21 protein-coding genes and 1 other RNA gene are annotated in these 20053 nt (G+C 38.4%); 12 read left to right on the top strand and 10 right to left on the bottom strand.

Annotation, left to right across the window (positions count from 1 at the left end):
* The first annotated feature begins 312 nt into the window (after positions 1–312).
* The gene (locus LV716_RS13425) at positions 313–1257 is read left to right on the top strand and encodes a hypothetical protein (RefSeq protein ID WP_163418301.1); all 945 of its coding nucleotides are present in this window, start codon (positions 313–315) and stop codon (positions 1255–1257) included.
* A 76-nt stretch (positions 1258–1333) separates the two neighbouring features.
* Here LV716_RS13425 and LV716_RS13420 read toward each other — a convergent pair whose 3' ends face one another.
* From LV716_RS13420 to LV716_RS13400, 5 genes are all read right to left on the bottom strand, one after another.
* Complete coding sequence (locus tag LV716_RS13420) at positions 1334–1753, bottom strand: CBS domain-containing protein (RefSeq protein WP_163418300.1); 420 nt, start codon at positions 1751–1753, stop codon at positions 1334–1336.
* Between the two features lie 71 nt (positions 1754–1824).
* Positions 1825–3396 (bottom strand): ribonuclease Y, encoded by a 1572-nt coding sequence (gene rny / locus LV716_RS13415; RefSeq protein ID WP_163418299.1) that lies wholly within the window; start codon positions 3394–3396, stop codon positions 1825–1827.
* Positions 3397–3447: 51 nt separating this feature from the next.
* Positions 3448–3557, bottom strand: a non-coding RNA gene (ssrS, locus tag LV716_RS13410) — 6S RNA.
* A 55-nt stretch (positions 3558–3612) separates the two neighbouring features.
* Entirely contained in the window at positions 3613–3906 is a 294-nt protein-coding gene (locus LV716_RS13405) for a cell division protein ZapA (RefSeq protein ID WP_163418298.1), read from the bottom strand.
* Between the two features lie 15 nt (positions 3907–3921).
* Entirely contained in the window at positions 3922–4212 is a 291-nt protein-coding gene (locus tag LV716_RS13400) for a hypothetical protein (RefSeq protein ID WP_163418297.1), read from the bottom strand.
* Between the two features lie 167 nt (positions 4213–4379).
* On the opposite strand from LV716_RS13400, the gene LV716_RS13395 reads away from it, so the two are divergent.
* The 3 genes from LV716_RS13395 to LV716_RS13385 are packed head-to-tail and all read left to right on the top strand — an operon-like array spanning position 4380 to position 9208.
* Positions 4380–6071 carry a M23 family metallopeptidase gene (locus LV716_RS13395; protein WP_163418296.1) on the top strand — a complete coding sequence of 564 codons (1692 nt, stop codon included), beginning with the start codon at positions 4380–4382 and terminating at the stop codon, positions 6069–6071.
* A 50-nt stretch (positions 6072–6121) separates the two neighbouring features.
* Positions 6122–8545, top strand: coding sequence for a TonB-dependent receptor plug domain-containing protein (locus LV716_RS13390; RefSeq protein ID WP_163419458.1), 2424 nt, complete (start codon positions 6122–6124; stop codon positions 8543–8545).
* 9 nt (positions 8546–8554) lie between these two features.
* Positions 8555–9208, top strand: a complete 654-nt coding sequence (locus LV716_RS13385) for a hypothetical protein (RefSeq protein ID WP_163418295.1) — start codon at positions 8555–8557, stop codon at positions 9206–9208.
* On the opposite strand, the gene LV716_RS13380 is transcribed toward LV716_RS13385, so the two are convergent.
* Entirely contained in the window at positions 9205–10353 is a 1149-nt protein-coding gene (locus LV716_RS13380) for a cysteine desulfurase family protein (protein ID WP_163418294.1), read from the bottom strand. The genes LV716_RS13385 and LV716_RS13380 overlap by 4 nt on opposite strands.
* 112 nt (positions 10354–10465) lie before the next feature.
* Here LV716_RS13380 and LV716_RS13375 point away from each other — a divergent pair, with 112 nt between their 5' ends.
* The gene (locus tag LV716_RS13375; protein ID WP_205600128.1) at positions 10466–11446 is read left to right on the top strand and encodes a hypothetical protein; all 981 of its coding nucleotides are present in this window, start codon (positions 10466–10468) and stop codon (positions 11444–11446) included.
* On the opposite strand, the gene LV716_RS13370 is transcribed toward LV716_RS13375, so the two are convergent.
* Entirely contained in the window at positions 11443–11985 is a 543-nt protein-coding gene (locus LV716_RS13370; protein WP_163418293.1) for a Smr/MutS family protein, read from the bottom strand. The genes LV716_RS13375 and LV716_RS13370 overlap by 4 nt on opposite strands.
* 80 nt (positions 11986–12065) lie before the next feature.
* Here LV716_RS13370 and LV716_RS13365 point away from each other — a divergent pair, with 80 nt between their 5' ends.
* The 3 genes from LV716_RS13365 to LV716_RS13355 are packed head-to-tail and all read left to right on the top strand — an operon-like array spanning position 12066 to position 13041.
* Positions 12066–12383 (top strand): DUF2752 domain-containing protein, encoded by a 318-nt coding sequence (locus tag LV716_RS13365; protein WP_233759137.1) that lies wholly within the window; start codon positions 12066–12068, stop codon positions 12381–12383.
* Between the two features lie 10 nt (positions 12384–12393).
* On the top strand, positions 12394–12717 hold the full coding sequence (locus tag LV716_RS13360; protein ID WP_163418292.1) for a CCC motif membrane protein: 324 nt from the start codon (positions 12394–12396) through the stop codon (positions 12715–12717).
* 9 nt (positions 12718–12726) lie between these two features.
* A complete protein-coding gene (locus tag LV716_RS13355) occupies positions 12727–13041 on the top strand; it encodes a CCC motif membrane protein (protein WP_163418291.1) in 315 nt (104 codons plus the stop codon).
* On the opposite strand, the gene recQ is transcribed toward LV716_RS13355, so the two are convergent.
* A complete protein-coding gene (gene recQ / locus LV716_RS13350; RefSeq protein ID WP_163418290.1) occupies positions 13038–15239 on the bottom strand; it encodes a DNA helicase RecQ in 2202 nt (733 codons plus the stop codon). The genes LV716_RS13355 and recQ overlap by 4 nt on opposite strands.
* Positions 15240–15437: 198 nt before the next feature.
* On the opposite strand from recQ, the gene LV716_RS13345 reads away from it, so the two are divergent.
* From LV716_RS13345 to lptB, 4 genes are read left to right on the top strand one after another with little or no spacing between them, the layout of a single operon-like run.
* Positions 15438–16403, top strand: coding sequence for an SIS domain-containing protein (locus LV716_RS13345; protein ID WP_163418289.1), 966 nt, complete (start codon positions 15438–15440; stop codon positions 16401–16403).
* Positions 16403–17236 (top strand): twin-arginine translocase subunit TatC, encoded by an 834-nt coding sequence (gene tatC / locus LV716_RS13340; RefSeq protein WP_163418288.1) that lies wholly within the window; start codon positions 16403–16405, stop codon positions 17234–17236. Before LV716_RS13345 ends, tatC begins: the two co-directional genes overlap by 1 nt.
* The gene (locus LV716_RS13335; RefSeq protein WP_163418287.1) at positions 17226–17576 is read left to right on the top strand and encodes a carboxymuconolactone decarboxylase family protein; all 351 of its coding nucleotides are present in this window, start codon (positions 17226–17228) and stop codon (positions 17574–17576) included. Before tatC ends, LV716_RS13335 begins: the two co-directional genes overlap by 11 nt.
* A gap of 57 nt (positions 17577–17633) precedes the next feature.
* Positions 17634–18374, top strand: a complete 741-nt coding sequence (lptB, locus tag LV716_RS13330) for an LPS export ABC transporter ATP-binding protein (RefSeq protein WP_163418286.1) — start codon at positions 17634–17636, stop codon at positions 18372–18374.
* Positions 18375–18378: 4 nt separating this feature from the next.
* Here lptB and LV716_RS13325 read toward each other — a convergent pair whose 3' ends face one another.
* Together LV716_RS13325 and LV716_RS13320 are read right to left on the bottom strand one after the other, a co-directional pair.
* The gene (locus tag LV716_RS13325; RefSeq protein ID WP_163418285.1) at positions 18379–19185 is read right to left on the bottom strand and encodes a DUF4198 domain-containing protein; all 807 of its coding nucleotides are present in this window, start codon (positions 19183–19185) and stop codon (positions 18379–18381) included.
* A gap of 72 nt (positions 19186–19257) precedes the next feature.
* Entirely contained in the window at positions 19258–19980 is a 723-nt protein-coding gene (locus tag LV716_RS13320) for a phosphatidylcholine/phosphatidylserine synthase (RefSeq protein WP_163418284.1), read from the bottom strand.
* Positions 19981–20053: the final 73 nt, after the last annotated feature.

Below are 20053 nucleotides of genomic sequence, written 5' to 3'. Positions count from 1 at the left end.
GGGGAAATGTTTTTTATAGATGTACCGTTTTCTCTTCTTCGGAATCAACAGCTTCAGTTTTTGGTGCATCGTCCTTACCACAAGATTACCAGTATAATTAGAAATGAATGGGAAAGTTTTTTCATTACAATAAGTTATAGTGCATAAACAATTTATGAATATTCAATAGTTTAGAGTACTTAGAATTGACCAATACTACTTTTTGAATTGATGAATAGTCTTTTGGTCCAAAATGTTACTGCTAAAACAGGTCAATCCAAGTAAATTAACGCAACCTATCCTTACAAGAGCGTCTTTAGGATAAAACATGTCATGAATAAATTTCGACCATTTATTTGGTTTATTCTTCTAACTTTAATTTCCTGTACCAACGAAGAAGTCAATGAAATAGACCAAGATGCTAATCCAGATGTTGATTCAGAAGTACCTTTTGAATATAAATTCGAAAAACAGAGTTTTACGCATGCATTGACGAATACCGCTGTTCCCTACCATCTCTTTCAACCAAAAAGTAATGCAGGTTCCAACACTAAATTCCCATTGATCATAGCATTACACGGATCAGAATATTTGCTTACGCCCGAGGATAAGTTTCTGAATGTTGATCATACTGGCTATATGGCCTTGGCATGGATAGAAAAAGAAAATCAGGAAAAGTACCCTGCCTATGTTGTTGCTCCTCATCTTCATGAAGCCCTTTGGGAAAATAACGAAGATTATCTTGGATGGTCAAATACCGCTTCTTCCGATTTTGTAGAAAAATTGTTGGACCATCTTATCAAAACAGAAAACATTGATACGAACAAGGTCTACATTACCGGTCATTCCATGGGAGGCGATGGAACTTGGTATCTAGGCGCAAAATTACAGGATAGAATAGCTGCCATCGTGCCTTTAAGTAATGCTGTGAGCGAATCAACCCTATCATTTGTCAAGAGCAAAATTGAAAACGGAACTTTTGAAACTTTACCCATATGGAACTTTATTCATAGGAACGATGATGGAGCAGTTTATTCACAAGAGCTATTTACCACATTTGAAGCCAATGGTCATGATAACGTATATACCCATAAAGTTGGGGGTGTGGATTACGACCTGACCACAGAAGAAATTCTTGCAGAAATCAATGATGGCAAGCTACGCTTTCATACAGAATATAGCTATTCATGTGACTTGGCATATTGTCATTTCGCAATGGGCAAAGCCTTACGAGAACCTTTTTTATTTGAATGGCTCTTCAAGCAAAAAAGAAAGTGAAAACAAAGTTCGCACAAGTATGCGGAGACACCCATTATAAATTATCGACCAATACCAGCCGTGAATATATTTTGCATCAATATAAGTCCAACAAGTAGTTTATAAGATCGGTGGTTGTTACAATACCTACAAGTTTCCCTTCATCTACAACAGGTACCGCATGAAACTCTTTTTGTGCAAGAAACTGTGCAACTTCTTTTATGGTGGTGTTGGACGACACGCTCACTACATCTCTTGCCATTACCTGCGATATGGTAAATAAGTTGTAGACCATAGTATCTACTGTTTCCTCGTCTTCATCTACCGCATCGGCGAAACTTATCCGTAAGAGGTCTGTGTAACTTAACATCCCAACAACTCTTTCCTTATCTACCACTGGGATGTGTCTAATGTTGTATTTTTTAAAGAGTTCCTCTGCACTTACCAAATCATTGTCTACTGTAAGCGTAATAAGGTCTTTTGTCATTATTTCGGAAACTGGGACTCGCTTTCTCATCTCTAATAGTTTTAATATATCAATGAAGTTAGCCAGTTCCCGTTTAGAAAAGTATGATAATTGTCAGCGAATTATTTGGCAACGTTTATAGATCGCGTCTCTCTGATTACCGTTACCTTAACTTGACCAGGATATGTCATATCTGTTTGAATTTTTTGGGAAATCTCAAAAGATAACTCGGCCGCTTTATCATCGCTTACCTTTTCACTTTCCACAATGACACGTAATTCTCTACCTGCTTGAATGGCATATGCTTTCTGAACTCCATGAAATCCAAATGCGATATCTTCCAAATCTTTTAATCTTTGGATGTAAGAATCCAAAACCTGTCTTCTAGCTCCCGGCCTGGCACCGCTTATAGCATCGCACACCTGTACTATGGGAGAAACCAAGGTATTCATTTCTATCTCATCGTGGTGGGCACCAATTGCGTTGCAAACCTCTTTGTTCTCACCATATTTTTGTGCCCACTGCATTCCTAGTATCGCGTGCGGTGTTTCTACCTCTACTTCGGTATTGGGAACTTTGCCAATATCGTGCAATAATCCGGCACGCTTGGCTATTTTAGGATTGAGGCCCAATTCTGCTGCCATTACACCACAAAGTTTAGCCACTTCCCTTGAGTGCTGCAATAGGTTTTGTCCATAAGAGGAACGATACTTCATACGACCTACTGCTTTAATCAATTCTGGATGAAGACCGTGTATCCCCAGATCAATTACAGTACGCTTACCTATTTCAACAATTTCCTCATTGATTTGTTTTTCGGTCTTTTTAACGATTTCCTCAATACGTGCAGGATGTATTCTACCATCGGTTACAAGTCGATGCAAGGAAAGTCTTGCAACTTCCCTTCTAACAGAATCAAAACAAGAAAGGATAATGGCCTCTGGTGTATCATCAACTATAATCTCTACGCCGGTAGCAGATTCAAGAGCACGGATATTGCGCCCTTCCCTACCAATTATACGACCTTTAACATCATCGGATTCCAAATTAAAAACAGATACACAGTTTTCCACAGCTTCCTCGGTCCCAATACGCTGAATGGTATTGATTACGATTTTCCTTGCTTCTTGCTGTGCGGTTAATTTAGTCTCCTCCAACGTAGTTTGAAGGTAAGCCATCGCATCTGTCTTAGCCGTTTCTTTTAGGGATTCCAGTAATTGGCTTTTTGCATCTTCTGCAGAAAGGCCGGAAATCACTTCCAATTGTTGCACTTGGCTTTTGTGCAATTTATCTACCTCTGACTGCTTTTTATCAAGAATCTCACTTTTATAATTGACATCCTTGATTTTCTCTTGCAGTTGATCGTTCAATTTTTTGCCTTTGGCGAGTTCGTTGCTGATTTGGGATTCTTTATCTCGTGTACGTTTTTCAGCTTCGGCAATTTTTTTATCCTTGTTTATAATAACTTTTTCATGTTCTGCCTTCAACTCTAAAAACCGTTCTTTGGCCTGAAATATTTTGTCTTTTTTTATGTTTTCCCCTTCTTTTTTAGCTTCTTTCAAAATATCCTGCGCTTCTTTTTTAGCTGCAGAAATGGTTTTTGTAGCCTTTCCCTTTTCCATCATTTTGGCAATTGCAAAACCTATCACCACTCCCACGACCGCTGCTACAATAATTAATATAGTATTATCCATGTTGATTATGTTTGGTTAAAAAAAAAGCCCACATTGGCTGAAGTTTTGTACAAACTCCTAATTACAGGTTTAGGGCTAACAAGCTGCTCAAGGATCCCCATACGAGTGGGGCCTGCTTTTACAACTTAAACTCACCCTTTTCAAATATAATAGTGTTGAGTTTGTCAAAAAATAATTACCAATGTGGGCAGTAACAATAATTTTATTTAAAAGAACTTATTCGCCAAGTTTGGAATGCACCAAATCGTTTAGAGCCCTTAAACGCTCAAATGCGGCTTTGGTATTTTCCGAACGATCTATTCCGCCTTGCTCAATCTTAGAGGCAAACTGTAATGCGCACATGGCCAAAACGTCTTGCTTGTCACGCACTGCATAGTTTTGCTCAAACTTTTTGGCTAAATTATCAATGTTTTTTGCCGCTTTCCTTAATCCTTCCTCTTGTTTGGGATCTATTGTCAGTGGGTATACCCTATCTGCAATGGAAAGCTTTATTTTGAGCTTCTCCTCCATATTTCTATAAACGAACTAGTCTGCAAGCTTGGCAATGCAAACATCCAGTTCGCGTATTAACGTATTTATTTTAAGCTTAGCTTCTGTTTTACTTGTATTACTACCCAACATTGTATTTGCCATTTTAAGGGAATTGTATTTTTCTTCCCAATCCGTTACGGCGCTCTGTTTACTTTGGTTTTCTTGTTTTACAAGATTCAATTCCTCTTGTAATCTGGTATTTGATTGTTGCAACAGTTCTAGCTTGTGCAACAACTTGCTTACCTTGTTTTCTAAAGAATCAACAATTTCAACTAGTTCGCCCATATGCAAACACAAATGCGTATCACACAAAGTTAACCAACCTTGCCTAACCTCGCAATACTTTTAGGATTTATTCTTCAAGTAATGCTTTAAGGTTCTCCAAAGCTTTCCAAAAGCCTTTTTACAAATCAAAACATTGGTTACTTTCGTAAGTAATTATAAACTATCGTATGCGCTTTCATTTTTTTGGAGTTGTTTTTTTACTCTCCATGTCCCTTTTCTCCCAAAAAGAATATCCACAAGATGTATTTGGCTCCCCTCTAGAAATACCTTTGATTTTATCCGGTACTTTTGGTGAACTGCGGTCCAATCATTTTCATTCCGGTATAGACATAAAGACACAAAGGCGAGAGGGATTACCTGTACTCACCATTGCAGATGGTACGGTAACCCGAATTAAAGTATCGCTATGGGGGTATGGAAAAGCATTGTACATTGCTCACCCCAATGGGTATACGTCTGTGTATGCACACCTCCAAAAATTTAGTCCAGAGATTGAGGCGTATATTAAAAAAATCCAGTACAAGAAACAATCTTTCGAAGTCGAGGTTTTCCCTGATTATGGAGAATTAAAAGTTATTAAAGGAAATACTATTGGGTATTCCGGTAATTCTGGTGGTTCCGCTGGCCCACATCTACATTTTGAAATACGAAGCAGCGTTACCGAAAAGCCTACCAACCCACTTTTATACGGCTATGAAGTTAGAGATGCAACCAACCCCACCCTTTTAGGGCTTTTTGGATATCCCTTATCCGATGAAGCCGTACTGAACCAGAGTGCAGAAAAAATTCAACTTAACTTCACCAAACAGCCAGACGGTTCTTTTTTAGCCGATAAGGTAACCGCCATAGGAACTATTGGTTTTGGGTTTAACGGATTTGACCGCCAAGATCTGGCCGCAAATCAAAATGGAGTATACTCGGTGAGACAAACGGTAAATGGCAAAACATACTCCGAGTATGATTTTGAAACGTTTTCATTTACAGAAACAAGATATATCAACACCCTTATCGACTATGCCCATTTTGGGAAGTATAGACAACGAGTCCAAAAATGCTTTAAAGAACCACATAACAGACTCGCCATATACAAAACGTTGCATAACAACGGTAAAATAGAGGTCAAAGATGGACTTTCTTACGCAGTACAAATCACCATATCCGATTTTCATGGAAACACTACCGAGCTCCGTATTCCCGTAGAAGGAAAAAGAGAAACTGTCAAGGTAAATAAGGATATTTCCAAAACCACCGATTTTATCATTGCGGACAAGCCCAATAATTTTGATTTGGGAGCTGCGAAGGTCTACTTCCCATCCAACACATTTTATAAGGATTTTTATATCGATTTAAAAAAAGGGAAGGATACTATCCAAATACATGACAATAGCGTGGCAGCACATAGAAATTTCACCATTAGCTTTGATGTATCCAAACGTGAGCCCGAAGAAAGAAAACAACTATTTATAGCTCGTCTTGATAGCAAGAACAAGCCAAGACACTCAAGAACGTACAAACGGGACGGTTCCTTTACTACGCGCACCAAAACATTTGGCACCTATACTCTTGCCAAGGACAGCGTACCACCAACAATCAAGGCGAGAAATTTTAAAGAAAAACAATGGTTGAGCAATTACAGTTATCTAAGCTTGGAAATTGCAGATGACTTAAGCGGGGTTAAAACATATAATGCCACATTGAACGGTGAATGGATTCTTATGGAATATGAGCCTAAAACAAAAACGCTCACCTACAATTTTGACGACAAGATATTGAACAAGACCCAATGTGACCTAAAGGTCATTGTTACCGATAATGTTGGCAATACGAGTACTTTTAAATCTACTTTTTTTAGAAAATAGTGTATTTGATCCATCCAAAACCTCTACCTGTAATTTTCTTCTTTTTTTGGATGGTTGCCGGTACGGCGCAAACCGCCAATTTGGTCGGTACGGTTTTGGACGAGAATAACAAACCACTATCAGATGTAAACATATCAACAGGAAAAATAGGCACTACCACCAGTGCAAACGGGTATTTCTTGCTTGAATTGACCGCAGATATTAATAACACCATCACATTTTCCCATCTTGGACACAAGGATATTGTTTTGAAAAACCTGGTCTTGACCACAAACGAAACCTTTGAGTTTAATCCTGTGATGAAAGCGACAGTAATTCAGGTTGCTGGTGTAGAAGTTTCCCCTACAGGAAAAAAAAGTGTGGAGGGTATCACTACGATTCCTCCAGAAATTATCAGGAATATTCCAGGAGCTAATGCTGGAATAGAAAACATTCTTAAGCTGTTGCCCGGGGTATCTTTTAACAATGAGTTGAGCACGCAATACAATGTGCGCGGTGGTAATTTTGACGAGAATCTGGTCTACGTCAACGGAATAGAGGTATACCGTCCTTTTTTAGTGCGTTCCGCACAACAAGAAGGATTAAGTTTTGTAAACAGCGATTTGATTTCTGAACTGGAATTCTCTGCAGGTGGGTTTCAGGCAAAGTATGGTGACCGCTTATCTTCGGTTCTGGACATCACTTATAAAAATCCTGTTGGTTTTGGATTGCGAGTGGATGCAAGCCTTCTTGGAGCAAGTACCACTTTAGAAACCGCATCCAAGAACAAAAGATTTACAAGCATTACAGGAGTTCGCTACAGGGATAATAGCCTATTTGTGAACAGTCAACAAACAGAAACGAATTTAACGCCCACGTTTGTAGATGTACAGAGTTATTTAACTTACCGCTTTTCAAAAAAATTCCACCTTAATTTTCTAGGCACCTATTCTATAAACGATTATCAGAACGAACCGTTAAGCAGACAAACCAATTTTGGGACCATCAATGATCCTAGAGCTTTACTGGTATTTTATGAAGGTGAAGAAAACAACAAATACAATAATATTTTAGGAGCCTTAAAAGCAGATTATGTTGTTAATGATAATACCAAAGTAGATGTCACAACATCTATTTATCATGCGCAAGAGGAGGAGTTTTCAGATATTATTGCCTCTTACGAACTGGCAGATATCAATACTGATCTTGGAAGTGAAAATTTAGGGAGCGTATCAAACCCAAGGGGAATCGGTTCGCAATTCAATAGAGCCAGAAACAAACTGGACGCCCTTATTTTTAATCTTTCGCATAGAGGAAAATACAATAAAGAGGGACGGTCTTTGGAATGGGGCTTAAAATTCGCCCACGAAGATATCCGTGACCAACTTAGGGAATCTGAATTCATAGATTCTGCTGGCTTCTTTATTAGACCACGAACACCGGAATTTGTAAATAATCAACCAGAAGAACCATTTACAGGTGATATTGTTGCTTTTGAAAGTGTACAGGCAACCAATTTTGTAAAAACAAATCGATTTTCTGGATTTGCACAGTACGGCCAGCAAACAAAGCTTGGTAAGCATGATGTTTATTTCAATCTTGGGATCAGGGCACAAAATTGGATTTTAAGTGGTGAAGGATTTTCCAAAAACTCACAAACACTATTTAGTCCCAGGGGTCAGTTTTCCATAAAACCGGATTGGAAAAAGGATATATTGTTCCGATTTGCCATTGGGAGTTACCAACAACCTCCTTTTTATAGGGAATTACGGGATATTACGGGTACAATCAATCCAAATGTGGAAGCGCAAAAATCCGTACACTATGTTTTGGGCAGCGAGTACAGTTTTAACCTTTGGAACAGACCGTTTACCCTGATCGGTGAAGCCTACTATAAAGACTTGGTCAATGTTAACACCTACACTATAGAAGATGTTAGAATACGATACGCTGCCGATAATAATGCAACTGCCTACGCTTATGGATTTGATTTTAGGTTGACAGGAACTTTTGTGCCCGGGGCCGAATCATGGGTAAGTCTAGGGTATCTTCAAACTGAAGAAAATAGTAATGATAGGGGCTTTATTTCAAGACCTACGGACCAACGCTTGAAGTTTGCCGTTTTATTTCAGGACTATATGCCCACAATTCCAAATCTTAAGCTCTATCTAAATCTGGTTTACAACACAGGCGTTCCAGGCGGATCGCCAAATAATGCTGACCCCTATGATTTTCAGAATAGATTAAGAGACTATAGAAGGGCGGATATGGGAATTTCCTATATTTTTGCGGACAGAAACAACCAGTACTCAAAAGGACATTGGTTGCACAGATTTAAGGAATTTAGTGCGGGTTTTGAAATTTTCAATGTGTTCAACAACCAAAATTCAATTACAAATACATGGATTAGGGATGTAGATACACAACGGCAATTTGCGGTTCCCAATTTTCTTACAAGTCGTATTCTCAACGTTAAATTTGGAATGCGATTTTAAACGAAGCTGATGAAAAAGATTATAGTATGTATTGCACTTGTAACCGTAGCTTTTGGTACAGCGCAAAAAAACATCTACGAAAACAGAAAGTTCGACGAATTGACCAAGGACCATAAAATTTTGGCCATTGTCCCATTTATTGCCAGCTTGGATTTAAAACGGGATGTAAATCAATTGGAATTGAAAGGATTGGCTAAAAAAGAAGGGTATGCAGTCCAAAATGCCTTGGAAACCTATTTTTCAAAACGGAAAAAACGGAAAAAATTTAATGTAGAGTTCCAGAACATAGAAGACACTAACGCTATTTTGACCCAAAATGGTATTACTTATGATAATCTGGATATCTACACCATCAACGAATTGACCAAAATCCTAAAAGTGGATGGGATTATAAGCGGCAACCTAAATCTGAACATTCTACTTTCCAAAGGTGTTCCTACGGACTTTAATCTTTTGGACTATTTTAGTGGAGATGCCAACTACGGCAGAATCGGTGTCAAGGTAAGTGATGGCAATTCTGGAAAACTTTTATGGAAATACGAAAAAGCCATCACAAAAAAAACCGGAAAAAATACTACCGAGTTAATTGATAGAATGATGAAGTTGGCATCTCGTAAATTCCCTTACGATAAAGAAAAGAAACAGCGAAAGAACAAAAGCTAGCTTTCGGCAAATTCTTTTAAAACTTCAATAGTATAATCAAGCTCTTCTTTGGTGTTGTATTTGGAAAAGGAAAACCGTAATGATGGTTTTTCCAATTCTTTTTCAGGTAGAATTTCCGTTAACACATGTGACCCCAAATTGCTTCCAGACTGGCAAGCGCTCCCTTTGGAACAGGCGATACCCTTCATGTCCAAATGGAAAAGTAACATCAACCCCTTCTGTTTGTCAAAAGGAAGTCGCACGTTCGTTAACGTGTAGGTACTTTTTTCCAAATCATCAGAAAACCCATTGAAGCTTACTTCTGGAATCTCTTTTTTTATCTTTTCCACAAAGTAGCTTTTTAATTCTTTTACAAACTTCGTCTCATCCTCAAGATTATCGTATGCCTTCAGAAAGGCTTCTTCGAGCCCTACAATATTATGAAATGGTTCTGTCCCCGCTCTAAAGCCGCGTTCTTGAGAACCCCCGAAAATCATTGGCTTTAATCCCGAATTTTTTCTAATGAAAGCAAAACCAATTCCCTTGGGTCCATGAAATTTATGCGCTGCTGCAGTAAAAAAATCGATTGGTGTTTTTTGAACATCCCATGCATAATGTCCTACAGATTGAACCGTATCGGAATGAAAGAGGGCTCCATGTTCTTTGCATATTTCCCCAATGGTGTCAATATCAATAATATTACCAATTTCATTATTGATATGCATCAGGCTTACCAACTTTTTTGAGTCATCTTTTGTCAACAACGCTTTTAAATGCTCCAACACTGGATTTCCATCGGCATCCAAATCCACGAACTGTAGCGAGATATTGTATTCTTTCTCCAATTCTTCAGCGGTATGGAGTACGGCATGGTGTTCAATTTTGGAAGTAATGATGGTCGTAACGCCCAAATCCCTGACCGCACAACGCAAAATCATGTTATCCGCCTCGGTACCGCCAGAGGTAAAGATTATCTCAGATGCTTGGGCATTTAAAATCTTTGCAATGGCTTTACGTGCCTTTTCTACCGCAGTTTTGGCAGACCTGCCATAACTATGGGTTGAAGAAGGGTTTCCATAAAATGAGACAAGTGCCTCCTGCATTCTTGCAATGACCTCGTCTCTTACCTGAGTAGTGGCTGCATTATCCAAATACACTTTTTGCATGGTCGGTTTGTTGAATTTTGATGGCCTCAAAAATAAGCGAAATAAAGTTAATTTCTTTTAAAGTGTGGACAAGGGTTAGGCTATTAAAATGGAATTCCTTTAAATTTGACACATGAGAAATATTTTCCTCCCAGTTCTATTTTTATGTTTGCTATATTCTTGTGGCGATGGAGATTTACAAATCGAGGCAGTTGATTTTGATGAAGGATCTATCCAATTTTGTGACCAAGGCCAAGACGATACCGAGACCACCCTGCTCTTTAAAATCAATAGTGATGAAACGCTCATATTGGATCTACAAGCAAATCTTATTGAGAATGCTCCATCCGATGACCCCATTCTTAGTAGTATACCCACCCAATCCAATTTGACCTACCGTCTTTTCTCCGACGATGTTACACAAGCCTATTTTTGTGATGAAATTCCACCCTCAACACCTACTGTTACGGAAGAAATAAGCGCGACGGGTGGAACCGTTCAGATTATAAGTACGCTTGATACGGTATCGCGTACCTCCAAAGTATACAATCATGAAATCAGAATTTTAGAAGTTACGCTAGTTAATAGTCAAGGCGAGAGTTTGACCGATCAGACAGGTATAGATTTTGGGGAATATACCACTACCGAAGAGAGTAGTGTTGCACAGTTTTTTGCAAACTTTGAAGACGTTACCATCAATTCTTGCGAAGACACGGGTGAAAATACTGTACTGACTAAGATTTTAAACGATGAATACCTTAATTTAACTATCCCTACCAGTCTTTTGGCAAACTCTGAAACGGGTGAAACCCCTAGGGAAGCAACCTTGTCCGAGAGTATCATATTCAAAAATGGTACTGCTTTGACTACGGTAACAACAGATAGTGTTTGTGCTGGGATTGAAGCAATAAATCTTGAAAATGAATTTTCCACCACCGAGGGAACGGTATCTGTATCTACAACAGCATCTGAACCGAACACAGAAGGTGTAATTACCTATACACATACTATTTCGCTTTCCGATTTTGCCCTTCAAGATTTGAATGAGGCAAATGCTGGTACTTTTGAAGAGGAGCCTTATGTTTTTGGGACGTTCACTACTACGAGCAGCTAACTGTTTTGAAAAATATAAACTTCGGTAGCGCCCAAGCCATATTTTTGGTAATCGGCATCGTAGAATTTTAAATTGTCATATCTGTTGAAGAGATAATGTAGCTCTTCTTTTAGAATACCCTCTCCTATACCATGGATAAAGACAACTTTTTGAATGCGTTTTTTTATAGCGAAATCCAATTGCCTCTTTGCGGTTTCCAACTGTAGGTTCAGCATATCAAAGTTCGAAAGCCCTTTAGTAGATGGTACTAGCTGATTTATGTGGAGATCCACCTCCATTTTAGGTAAATTTCTTTCTTTTGGTTTAGGTGCGTTACCAAGTTTCTTCTTCGGAAGTTCTTTTTCTTTTTTTATTTTTTCAATTTCATAGCTAGTAATACGAATGCCATCACTGACCTTAACCAATTCTTTAGCAGAATATTCCATAGGAAAACCGTCAGCAGTGGTTATGGTTATTCTTGTGCCCTCAATACCACTTATTTGCCCAGATATGTCTTCATCCAAAACCTCGACCTGATCACCTATTTTAAATGTTGCCACGTGTATTTATATCTAAAAAAAATTGGAAAACTTTAACAATCGCAAAAATAGTAGTATTTTTCTCGACAGTAATGATTGGAATGCATCAACAACCTATGCTGGTATCATTGGATACTAGGGAATTTATGCTGCCATGCCTAAATAAACAGTTATTTGGCGTGGAATGTCCTGGCTGTGGTGTACAACGGTCTTTGGATTTATTACTGCATGGAGAATTTTTGGCCGCATTCAAAATGTATCCAGCGATTTATTTTATCTTGACACTCCTTCTTTTTTTAATTACAAATACCTTTTTTAAAATCAAGTATGGGTATCAGATCAAGTTATTCTTGATGTTGCTCACCGGGATAACCATTGTAGTCAGTTATATTGTAAAAATGAACAATCTAATAAATTAAAGTTTAAATTATGGAAAAACAAAAACTACCCAATTCAACATTAATTCTAGTCTTTGGAATCATTTCCATTGTAACCTGTTGCTGTTATGGTATCATAGGTTTGATTTTTGGAATAATAGCCGTGGTACTGGCCAAAAAAGCAACAGCCCTTTACATGGAAAATCCAGAAAATTATGAAGGATTCAACAATGTAAAGACAGGTAGGATATTGGCAATCATAGGTATTGTGTTAAACGTACTCTATTTAGGATATACGATATTCCTATTCAGTACATTAGGATTCGAAGGCATACAAGAAATGCAAGAACAACTTCTGGAACAGTACGGCGGTTAATCATAAAATATGAGTCAACAACCTTTACCAGGAGCAAGCACAGTGCTAACAATGGGAATCCTTTCCATTGTTGGCACTTTGTTTTGTTGTGGTCCTTTTGGAGCAATATTTAGTATTGTAGGTTTGGTCAAAGCCAAAACTGCTAAAGAACTCTATCTTCAAAATCCAGAAAATTATACGGATTACAGCAATGTAAAAACAGGCAAGATATTATCGTATATAGGCCTAGCGATATCCGCAGTCTATCTTTTGCTGGTCATTTTATATTTTGGATTTATAATAGCAGTGATAGCGGGTACCGAGGGATTGGATTATACCTATTAATTGGCTACCTCACTGATAAATTTTAGGCGATAGAGACGTAATTCCTCATCCTCATAATCACCATCGAACTCATCTATGGCTTGGGAAATAGAATCCGATTCTGCTTCTAAAAAGTACTCATGGATTTCTTCCTGTTGGTCTTCGTCCAAGATTTCATCTATCCAATACTTAATATTAAGTTTGGTGCCACTAAAGACAATATGTTCCATTTCTTTGATGAGCTCTGGTAATTCCAATCCTTTTGCAGAAGCAATATCATCCAATGGTAGCTTTCTGTCCACATTCTGAATCACATACAGTTTTAAAGCTGAATTTGCACCTGTACTCTTGACCACTAAATCATCTGGTCTTATAATATCATTTTCTTCAACATAGTTGGAAATAAGCGCTGTAAAAGGTTTCCCATATTTTTTGGCCTTTCCTTCCCCTACTCCATGTATGGTCAAAAGCTCTTCGTTGCTTATTGGATACTTTAGGGCCATATCATCAAGAGAAGGGTCCTGAAACACTACAAATGGTGGTACTTCCATCTTTTTAGCTACCGTTTTGCGCAGGTCTTTCAATAATTTGAGGAGATTGGCATCTGCTCCTGCACCAGCCGATTTTCCAGCAGTAACTATTGCATCGTTATTTTCTTCACTATAAACGTGATCTTTGGTCATTGAAAACGAAGTGGGGTTCTCAAGAAAGTTCTCTCCGGATTTCGTCAAATGCAAGATTCCATATTGCTCGATTTCCTTCTTGAGAAAACCAGCTACCAAAACCTGCCGAACCAAAGCCATCCAGTAAGGTTCGTCATTTTCCTTACCTATTCCAAAGAACTCCTTTTCATCTGTTTTGTGCGAAGAAATCATTGCATTTACTTTTCCGACCAAAACCTTGACGATCTCTTTGGTTTTATACTTTTCATTGGTCTTTTGAACAACATCCAAAAGTTTGACCACCGCTTCTTTTGCTTCTTCTTTTTGCTTTGGATTTCTGGTGTTATCATCCATGTCGGCACCTTCGCCGTTTTCAGCATCAAAATCCTCTCCAAAATAATGCAGGATAAATTTTCTACGGGACATAGATGTTTCGGCATAGGCTACAATTTCCTGTAGCAAAGCATTGCCTATTTCCTGTTCTGCCACAGGTTTTCCAGACATGAATTTTTCCAACTTTTCCACATCCTTATACGAGTAAAAAGCTAGACAATGGCCTTCTCCACCGTCTCTACCTGCCCTTCCGGTTTCTTGATAGTAACTTTCTATACTTTTTGGAATATCGTGATGGATTACAAATCGAACATCTGGCTTATCTATTCCCATTCCAAAGGCTATTGTGGCCACAACAACATCAACATCTTCCATAAGGAACATATCTTGGTATTTGGAACGTGTTTTGGCATCAAAACCGGCGTGGTATGGTACTGCGCTGACTCCGTTCACTTGTAAAACCTGAGCCAATTCTTCTACCCGCTTTCTGCTCAAACAATAAATGATACCCGACTTCCCTTGATTTTGCTTTACAAAACGGATAATATCCGCATCGACGTTCTGCGTTTTGGGACGTACCTCGTAAAATAAATTTGGCCTGTTAAAAGATGCCTTGAATACTTTGGCATCTGTCATGCCCAGATTTTTGATAATATCTTCCTGTACCTTGGGCGTTGCTGTTGCCGTGAGCCCAATAATTGGAATGTTATCGCCCAAACGGCTTATAATGGTTTTTAGATTACGGTATTCTGGTCTAAAATCGTGACCCCATTCAGAAATACAGTGTGCCTCATCCACAGCAACAAAAGAAAGAGGTACAGCTTTTAAAAATTCTATATTTTCTTCCTTTGTAAGTGATTCGGGAGCTACATAAAGTAATTTTGTAATCCCGTTTTTTACATCTTCTTTTACCTGTTTTATTTCCGTTTTGGTCAAAGAGGAGTTGAGCACATGTGCAATTCCTTTATGTTCCGAGACACCACGTATGGCATCGACCTGGTTCTTCATCAAAGCAATTAAAGGCGAGACTACTATTGAAGTACCTTCTTTCATGATCGCAGGCAGTTGATAACACAAAGATTTACCCCCGCCTGTGGGCATTATCACAAATGTGTCTTTATCCTCAAGTATGTTTTGTATTACTTTTTCTTGTAGCCCCTTAAACTGTGAAAAACCAAAATATTTTTTAAGTGAAGCGTGCAAATCGGTATTTGTAAAACCCATTTCCCTATTTTCAATTTATACCAAACAACCCCATCATAGGTCGTTTACATTCATAATTTAGAATATTAATTTAAAGTAAGAAGCATTCTGTGCTTTAAAAACGGTTGTAAAAGATAGTTTGTTTAGTTTTGTAATCTTAAATATAAGATATTCTTTTAGGAATACAATTAGATAATCTTTTTATTACCTTTTATTACCTTGAACGACATTCAGTCTATTTTATCCATTGCGAAAAGAACTATAGAGACCGAGAGCAGGGCCATACAAAATTTGGTCAACCTTCTCGATGAACAATTTGCCCATGCCGTACAACATATTTTAGATTCCAAAGGAAGGGTCGTCGTATCCGGTGTTGGCAAAAGCGCCATTATAGCTTCAAAAATAGTAGCAACGCTAAACTCTACGGGCACACCGGCAATATTTATGCATGCCGCGGATGCCATTCACGGCGACTTGGGCACCATACAGGAAAACGATGTGGTCATCTGTATTTCTAAAAGTGGAAATACCCCGGAAATTAAAGCACTGCTTCCTCTGATTAAAATTGCAAAAAATAAATTGATAGGAATTACCGGTAATATGGATTCCCTTTTGGCAAAGCAGGCCGATTTTGCGTTGAGCACCTTTGTCGAAAAAGAAGCCTGCCCCAATAACCTTGCTCCAACAACAAGCACATCGGCACAATTGGCTATGGGCGATGCGCTAGCCATTAGTCTTTTGGAACTTAGAGGATTTAGTAGTGCAGACTTTGCCAAGTATCATCCGGGAGGAGCGTTGGGCAAAAAACTGTACTTAAGGGTAGCTGATATTGTTGTAAACAACCAAAAGCCCCAAGTGGATATCGATTCAAGTGTAAAAGAAGTCATTGTTGAAATTTCTGAAAAAATGTTGGGCGTAACTGCCGTAATTAAGGATGGTGCTTTAGTTGGCATCGTTACCGATGGCGATATTCGAAGAATGCTTAGCAAGTATAATGATATAAGCGGGCTAAAAGCAAAGGACATCATGACATCTAACCCAAAATCAGTCGATGTGGATACGCTTGCTGTAGAAGCACTTAAAATATTACAATCCAAAGGCATTTCACAACTTTTGGCCTTTGATGGTGATAAGTATTCAGGGGTAGTTCATCTTCATAACCTTATAAACGAAGGAATTTTATAATGGCAAAAGTGACAAACAACCCAGATGAGATGTCCTTCCTAGACCATTTGGAAGAATTGCGGTGGCATTTGATAAGATCCGTACTGGCAATTGTCATCATTGCATGTGGGGCATTTGTTATGAAAGATTTCATTTTTGATACGGTCATTTTTGGACCTAAGAAAATGGATTTTCCAACGTATGAGTTCTTTTGTACAATAGCTACATTTTTTGGAATAGATTCTGAGTTCTGCGCCGACACCCTACCCTTTACAATTCAGAATAGAACTATGGCAGGGCAATTTTCCGCTCATATATGGACTTCTATCTGGGCTGGTTTTATTATTGCATTCCCCTATGTTTTGTGGGAACTATGGCGTTTTATAAGTCCTGGCCTGCATGCAAATGAACGTAAACATTCCAGAGGTTTCATTTTAGTAGCTTCGGCTCTTTTTTTTATGGGCGTGCTGTTTGGTTACTATGTTGTGGCACCCTTATCCATCAATTTTTTGGGCACATATCAAGTAAGTAAAGAGGTACTCAATGAAATTGATATAAGTTCCTTTATTGCTACAGTGAGGGCATCCGTAATAGCCTGCGGAATCATGTTCGAATTACCGATTCTTATTTATTTTTTGACCAAAGTTGGTTTGGTAACTCCAGAAATCCTGAGAAAGTACAGGAAAATAGCCTTGGTAGTGGTACTTATTCTATCTGCAGTGATAACGCCGCCAGATGTTGCCAGCCAAATAGTAGTTTCAGTTCCTGTGCTAGTTTTATATCAAATAAGCATCTACATTTCGAAAGTAGTTGTAAAAAACGAAGCTAAAAGAGCTAAAAGAAATGCAAAATAAAGTAGAAGAGTTCAATGCATATCGTGCCAAAATGAACGATAAGCTATTGGCTGAAAACAACAAACTCATCAAACGTATTTTTAATCTAGACACCAATGCATATATGGCGGGTGCTCTAGATGTAAAAACAAAGGAACTATTAGGCCTTGTGGCCTCTGCTGTCCTTCGCTGTGATGATTGTGTAAAATATCATTTAGAAAGTTCCAAAAAAGAGGGAGCAACCAAAGAAGAGGTTATGGAAACTTTGGGAATCGCAACTTTGGTCGGTGGCACAATAGTAGTACCCCATTTGCGAAGGGCATATGAGTTTTGGGAGGCATTGGAAGAAAACGATGCTTAAAAAAATCCCAACGAGCCTTATCCAGAAAAAGAATATGTTTAGTTTTGGCAAGTTCGTATGAAATTAAGAGCTGATAATATAATGAAGGCCTACCGTGGCCGAAAAGTGGTAAAAGGAATTTCCCTTGAGGTAAACCAAGGTGAAATTGTTGGTCTATTAGGACCTAACGGTGCTGGCAAAACCACTTCCTTCTATATGATCGTTGGACTCATTAAGCCCAATGGTGGTAATATTTATTTGGATGACATGGAGATTACTAATTTCCCCATGTACAAAAGAGCCCAAAACGGTATTGGGTACCTGGCCCAAGAAGCTTCTGTTTTTCGTAAGTTGAGTATAGAAAAAAATATTCTTAGTGTGCTGCAACTTACCAAGTTGAGCAAGAAGGAACAGCACATGAAAATGGAATCCCTAATCGATGAGTTTGGCCTAGGGCATATTCGTAAAAATAGAGGTGATTTGTTGTCTGGTGGTGAGCGAAGACGTACAGAAATTGCCCGAGCACTTGCCACCGACCCAAAGTTCATACTCTTGGATGAACCTTTTGCAGGTGTGGACCCCGTAGCTGTTGAAGATATTCAACGTATTGTAGCACAGTTAAAAAATAAAAACATAGGTATTTTGATTACCGACCATAATGTACAAGAAACCTTGGCCATAACCGAACGTTCTTATTTAATGTTCGAAGGAGGTATCTTAAAGGCTGGGGTTCCAGAAGATTTGGCAAAAGATGAAATGGTACGTAAAGTTTACCTTGGCCAAAACTTTGAGCTACGTAAAAAGAAGTTGGATTTTTAAGCGGTTACTTCACGGCAAAGGTCAACGTCGCCCAATTAGACTCATAGTCTACATCCTTTTCATCACTTTTAACCATATGGATTGTTGCTACGTACCACTTCCCCGCTTCTGTAGGTGTCATTTTCACGATTCCGTTGTTATCCGTTCTAGTGGAATTTTCATTTTCATGAGCATCCTTTTCGGGTACTGAGGTGCTATAATGCACTGTATGATTGGTCAATGGCACTCCTCCACTCAAAAGTTTGAATGATACACTTTCTCCCACTTTCGCTTCATAGGGATTCTCAAGTGGAACAAATTCTATCGGAAAACCATAAACAGTATTAAAATGTGTTGTTCTTTCCTCACCTACCTGAAAAAGCATCTTTACATGTTTGGAATACTTCTCCTTTGCTCCCGAGTTAAAAGAGCCCTCTTTTTTTCGTTGTTCGATTACATCTTCCAAACCTTCATGATCAAGGTATTCATTAAATTTATCAGCATCCAATTCTATCATTCTGGGCAAAGTTGATATCCCAGCGGCATAGGTACCTTCACCACCAGAAGTAAACTTGAGATACGTGATATTGTCCTTATCATAATAGTCTTCTTCGCTCACCTTCGTTTCGTAATCAGGGCCTATAATTCTTGCATCGGAAATTCTATCCCTTGTAATGGTATTTTCACTTTTATCAAATGTTCCGTTGAAAAGATATAGTTCACTTGCTTGTCCCGAGTTCAAAAAGTAAGCATCTGTTTTTAAAAACAGCTCATGGGAAGAAAAAACTATTAAAATCGTCGCTAAAATGAATGTAAAAATTCCTCTTTTCATACTGGTATATTTTGTATTTCCACTACATACGCAAAAATAACTATGAGGGTTTTCTTCTTAAAACAAAATCTGTTAATCTTTCTTTGACAAAAATGAAGTGGCAATGTATAGGAAAATAATAATGGGTATTGCCAAAAACCGTAACGTAAACAATAAAACCAAACTACCTATCAAAAAAAGGTACCGAACGGCATTATCCTTAAAACTCCAGTTCTTAAACTTTAATGCAAAGAGTTCAATCTTGGAATTAAGCAGAAAAGTACTCAAACAAGTGAGGCCTATCAAAAACCACTCGTTTAAAATAATAGTATTGAGTACATTATTATTGTGATAGAGCAAAATCAAGGGCAAGGATAGAATTAAAAGGGCATTTGCTGGAGTTGGCAGGCCAATGAAAGAAGAAACCTGATTTTCATCTATGTTGAATTTTGCCAAGCGATATGCCGAACCCAGCGTAATAATAAACCCGACGAAAGGAAGTGCTGTCATATCAGTTTCATGGCCCATAAACCCTAAATTCCATCCACCAGTCTCTGACATTTGCAATAACTGAAACATTACGATTCCAGGAACTAATCCGCTTGTGACCATATCCGCCAAAGAATCCAACTGAATTCCAACTTCGCTCTGTACATTTAAAACCCTAGCGGCCAAACCATCAAAAAAATCAAAAAGAATCCCAAGAGAAACAAAGAGCGCCGCCAACTCTAGATGGTTGAGAACGGCATACACCGCAGCAACACAACCACTAAAAAGATTGAGCAAGGTGATAAAATTGGGAATGTATTGTTTCATACGGTCAGATTTTTGTAAACGACCTCGGGGCAAGTCCGCAAGGCATTAAAAGGAAATTCAACATAGACTTCAA

The sequence above is a fragment of the Flagellimonas sp. HMM57 genome, assembly GCF_021390175.1.
Classification (GTDB): Bacteria; Bacteroidota; Bacteroidia; order Flavobacteriales; family Flavobacteriaceae; genus Flagellimonas.
This window is presented reverse-complemented; position numbering and strand designations above follow the sequence as displayed.

What these genes read in the sequence shown, in the direction of transcription:
- LV716_RS13425 (WP_163418301.1), top strand. Translation starts at nt 313, where the DNA reads ATGAATAAATTTCGACCATTTATTTGGTTTATTCTTCTAACTTTAATT.
- LV716_RS13420 (WP_163418300.1), bottom strand. Translation starts at nt 1,753, where the DNA reads ATGAGAAAGCGAGTCCCAGTTTCCGAAATAATGACAAAAGACCTTATT.
- rny (WP_163418299.1), bottom strand. Translation starts at nt 3,396, where the DNA reads ATGGATAATACTATATTAATTATTGTAGCAGCGGTCGTGGGAGTGGTG.
- LV716_RS13405 (WP_163418298.1), bottom strand. Translation starts at nt 3,906, where the DNA reads ATGGAGGAGAAGCTCAAAATAAAGCTTTCCATTGCAGATAGGGTATAC.
- LV716_RS13400 (WP_163418297.1), bottom strand. Translation starts at nt 4,212, where the DNA reads ATGGGCGAACTAGTTGAAATTGTTGATTCTTTAGAAAACAAGGTAAGC.
- LV716_RS13395 (WP_163418296.1), top strand. Translation starts at nt 4,380, where the DNA reads ATGCGCTTTCATTTTTTTGGAGTTGTTTTTTTACTCTCCATGTCCCTT.
- LV716_RS13390 (WP_163419458.1), top strand. Translation starts at nt 6,122, where the DNA reads ATGGTTGCCGGTACGGCGCAAACCGCCAATTTGGTCGGTACGGTTTTG.
- LV716_RS13385 (WP_163418295.1), top strand. Translation starts at nt 8,555, where the DNA reads ATGAAAAAGATTATAGTATGTATTGCACTTGTAACCGTAGCTTTTGGT.
- LV716_RS13380 (WP_163418294.1), bottom strand. Translation starts at nt 10,353, where the DNA reads ATGCAAAAAGTGTATTTGGATAATGCAGCCACTACTCAGGTAAGAGAC.
- LV716_RS13375 (WP_205600128.1), top strand. Translation starts at nt 10,466, where the DNA reads ATGAGAAATATTTTCCTCCCAGTTCTATTTTTATGTTTGCTATATTCT.
- LV716_RS13365 (WP_233759137.1), top strand. Translation starts at nt 12,066, where the DNA reads ATGCATCAACAACCTATGCTGGTATCATTGGATACTAGGGAATTTATG.
- LV716_RS13360 (WP_163418292.1), top strand. Translation starts at nt 12,394, where the DNA reads ATGGAAAAACAAAAACTACCCAATTCAACATTAATTCTAGTCTTTGGA.
- LV716_RS13355 (WP_163418291.1), top strand. Translation starts at nt 12,727, where the DNA reads ATGAGTCAACAACCTTTACCAGGAGCAAGCACAGTGCTAACAATGGGA.
- recQ (WP_163418290.1), bottom strand. Translation starts at nt 15,239, where the DNA reads ATGGGTTTTACAAATACCGATTTGCACGCTTCACTTAAAAAATATTTT.
- tatC (WP_163418288.1), top strand. Translation starts at nt 16,403, where the DNA reads ATGGCAAAAGTGACAAACAACCCAGATGAGATGTCCTTCCTAGACCAT.
- LV716_RS13335 (WP_163418287.1), top strand. Translation starts at nt 17,226, where the DNA reads ATGCAAAATAAAGTAGAAGAGTTCAATGCATATCGTGCCAAAATGAAC.
- lptB (WP_163418286.1), top strand. Translation starts at nt 17,634, where the DNA reads ATGAAATTAAGAGCTGATAATATAATGAAGGCCTACCGTGGCCGAAAA.
- LV716_RS13325 (WP_163418285.1), bottom strand. Translation starts at nt 19,185, where the DNA reads ATGAAAAGAGGAATTTTTACATTCATTTTAGCGACGATTTTAATAGTT.
- LV716_RS13320 (WP_163418284.1), bottom strand. Translation starts at nt 19,980, where the DNA reads ATGAAACAATACATTCCCAATTTTATCACCTTGCTCAATCTTTTTAGT.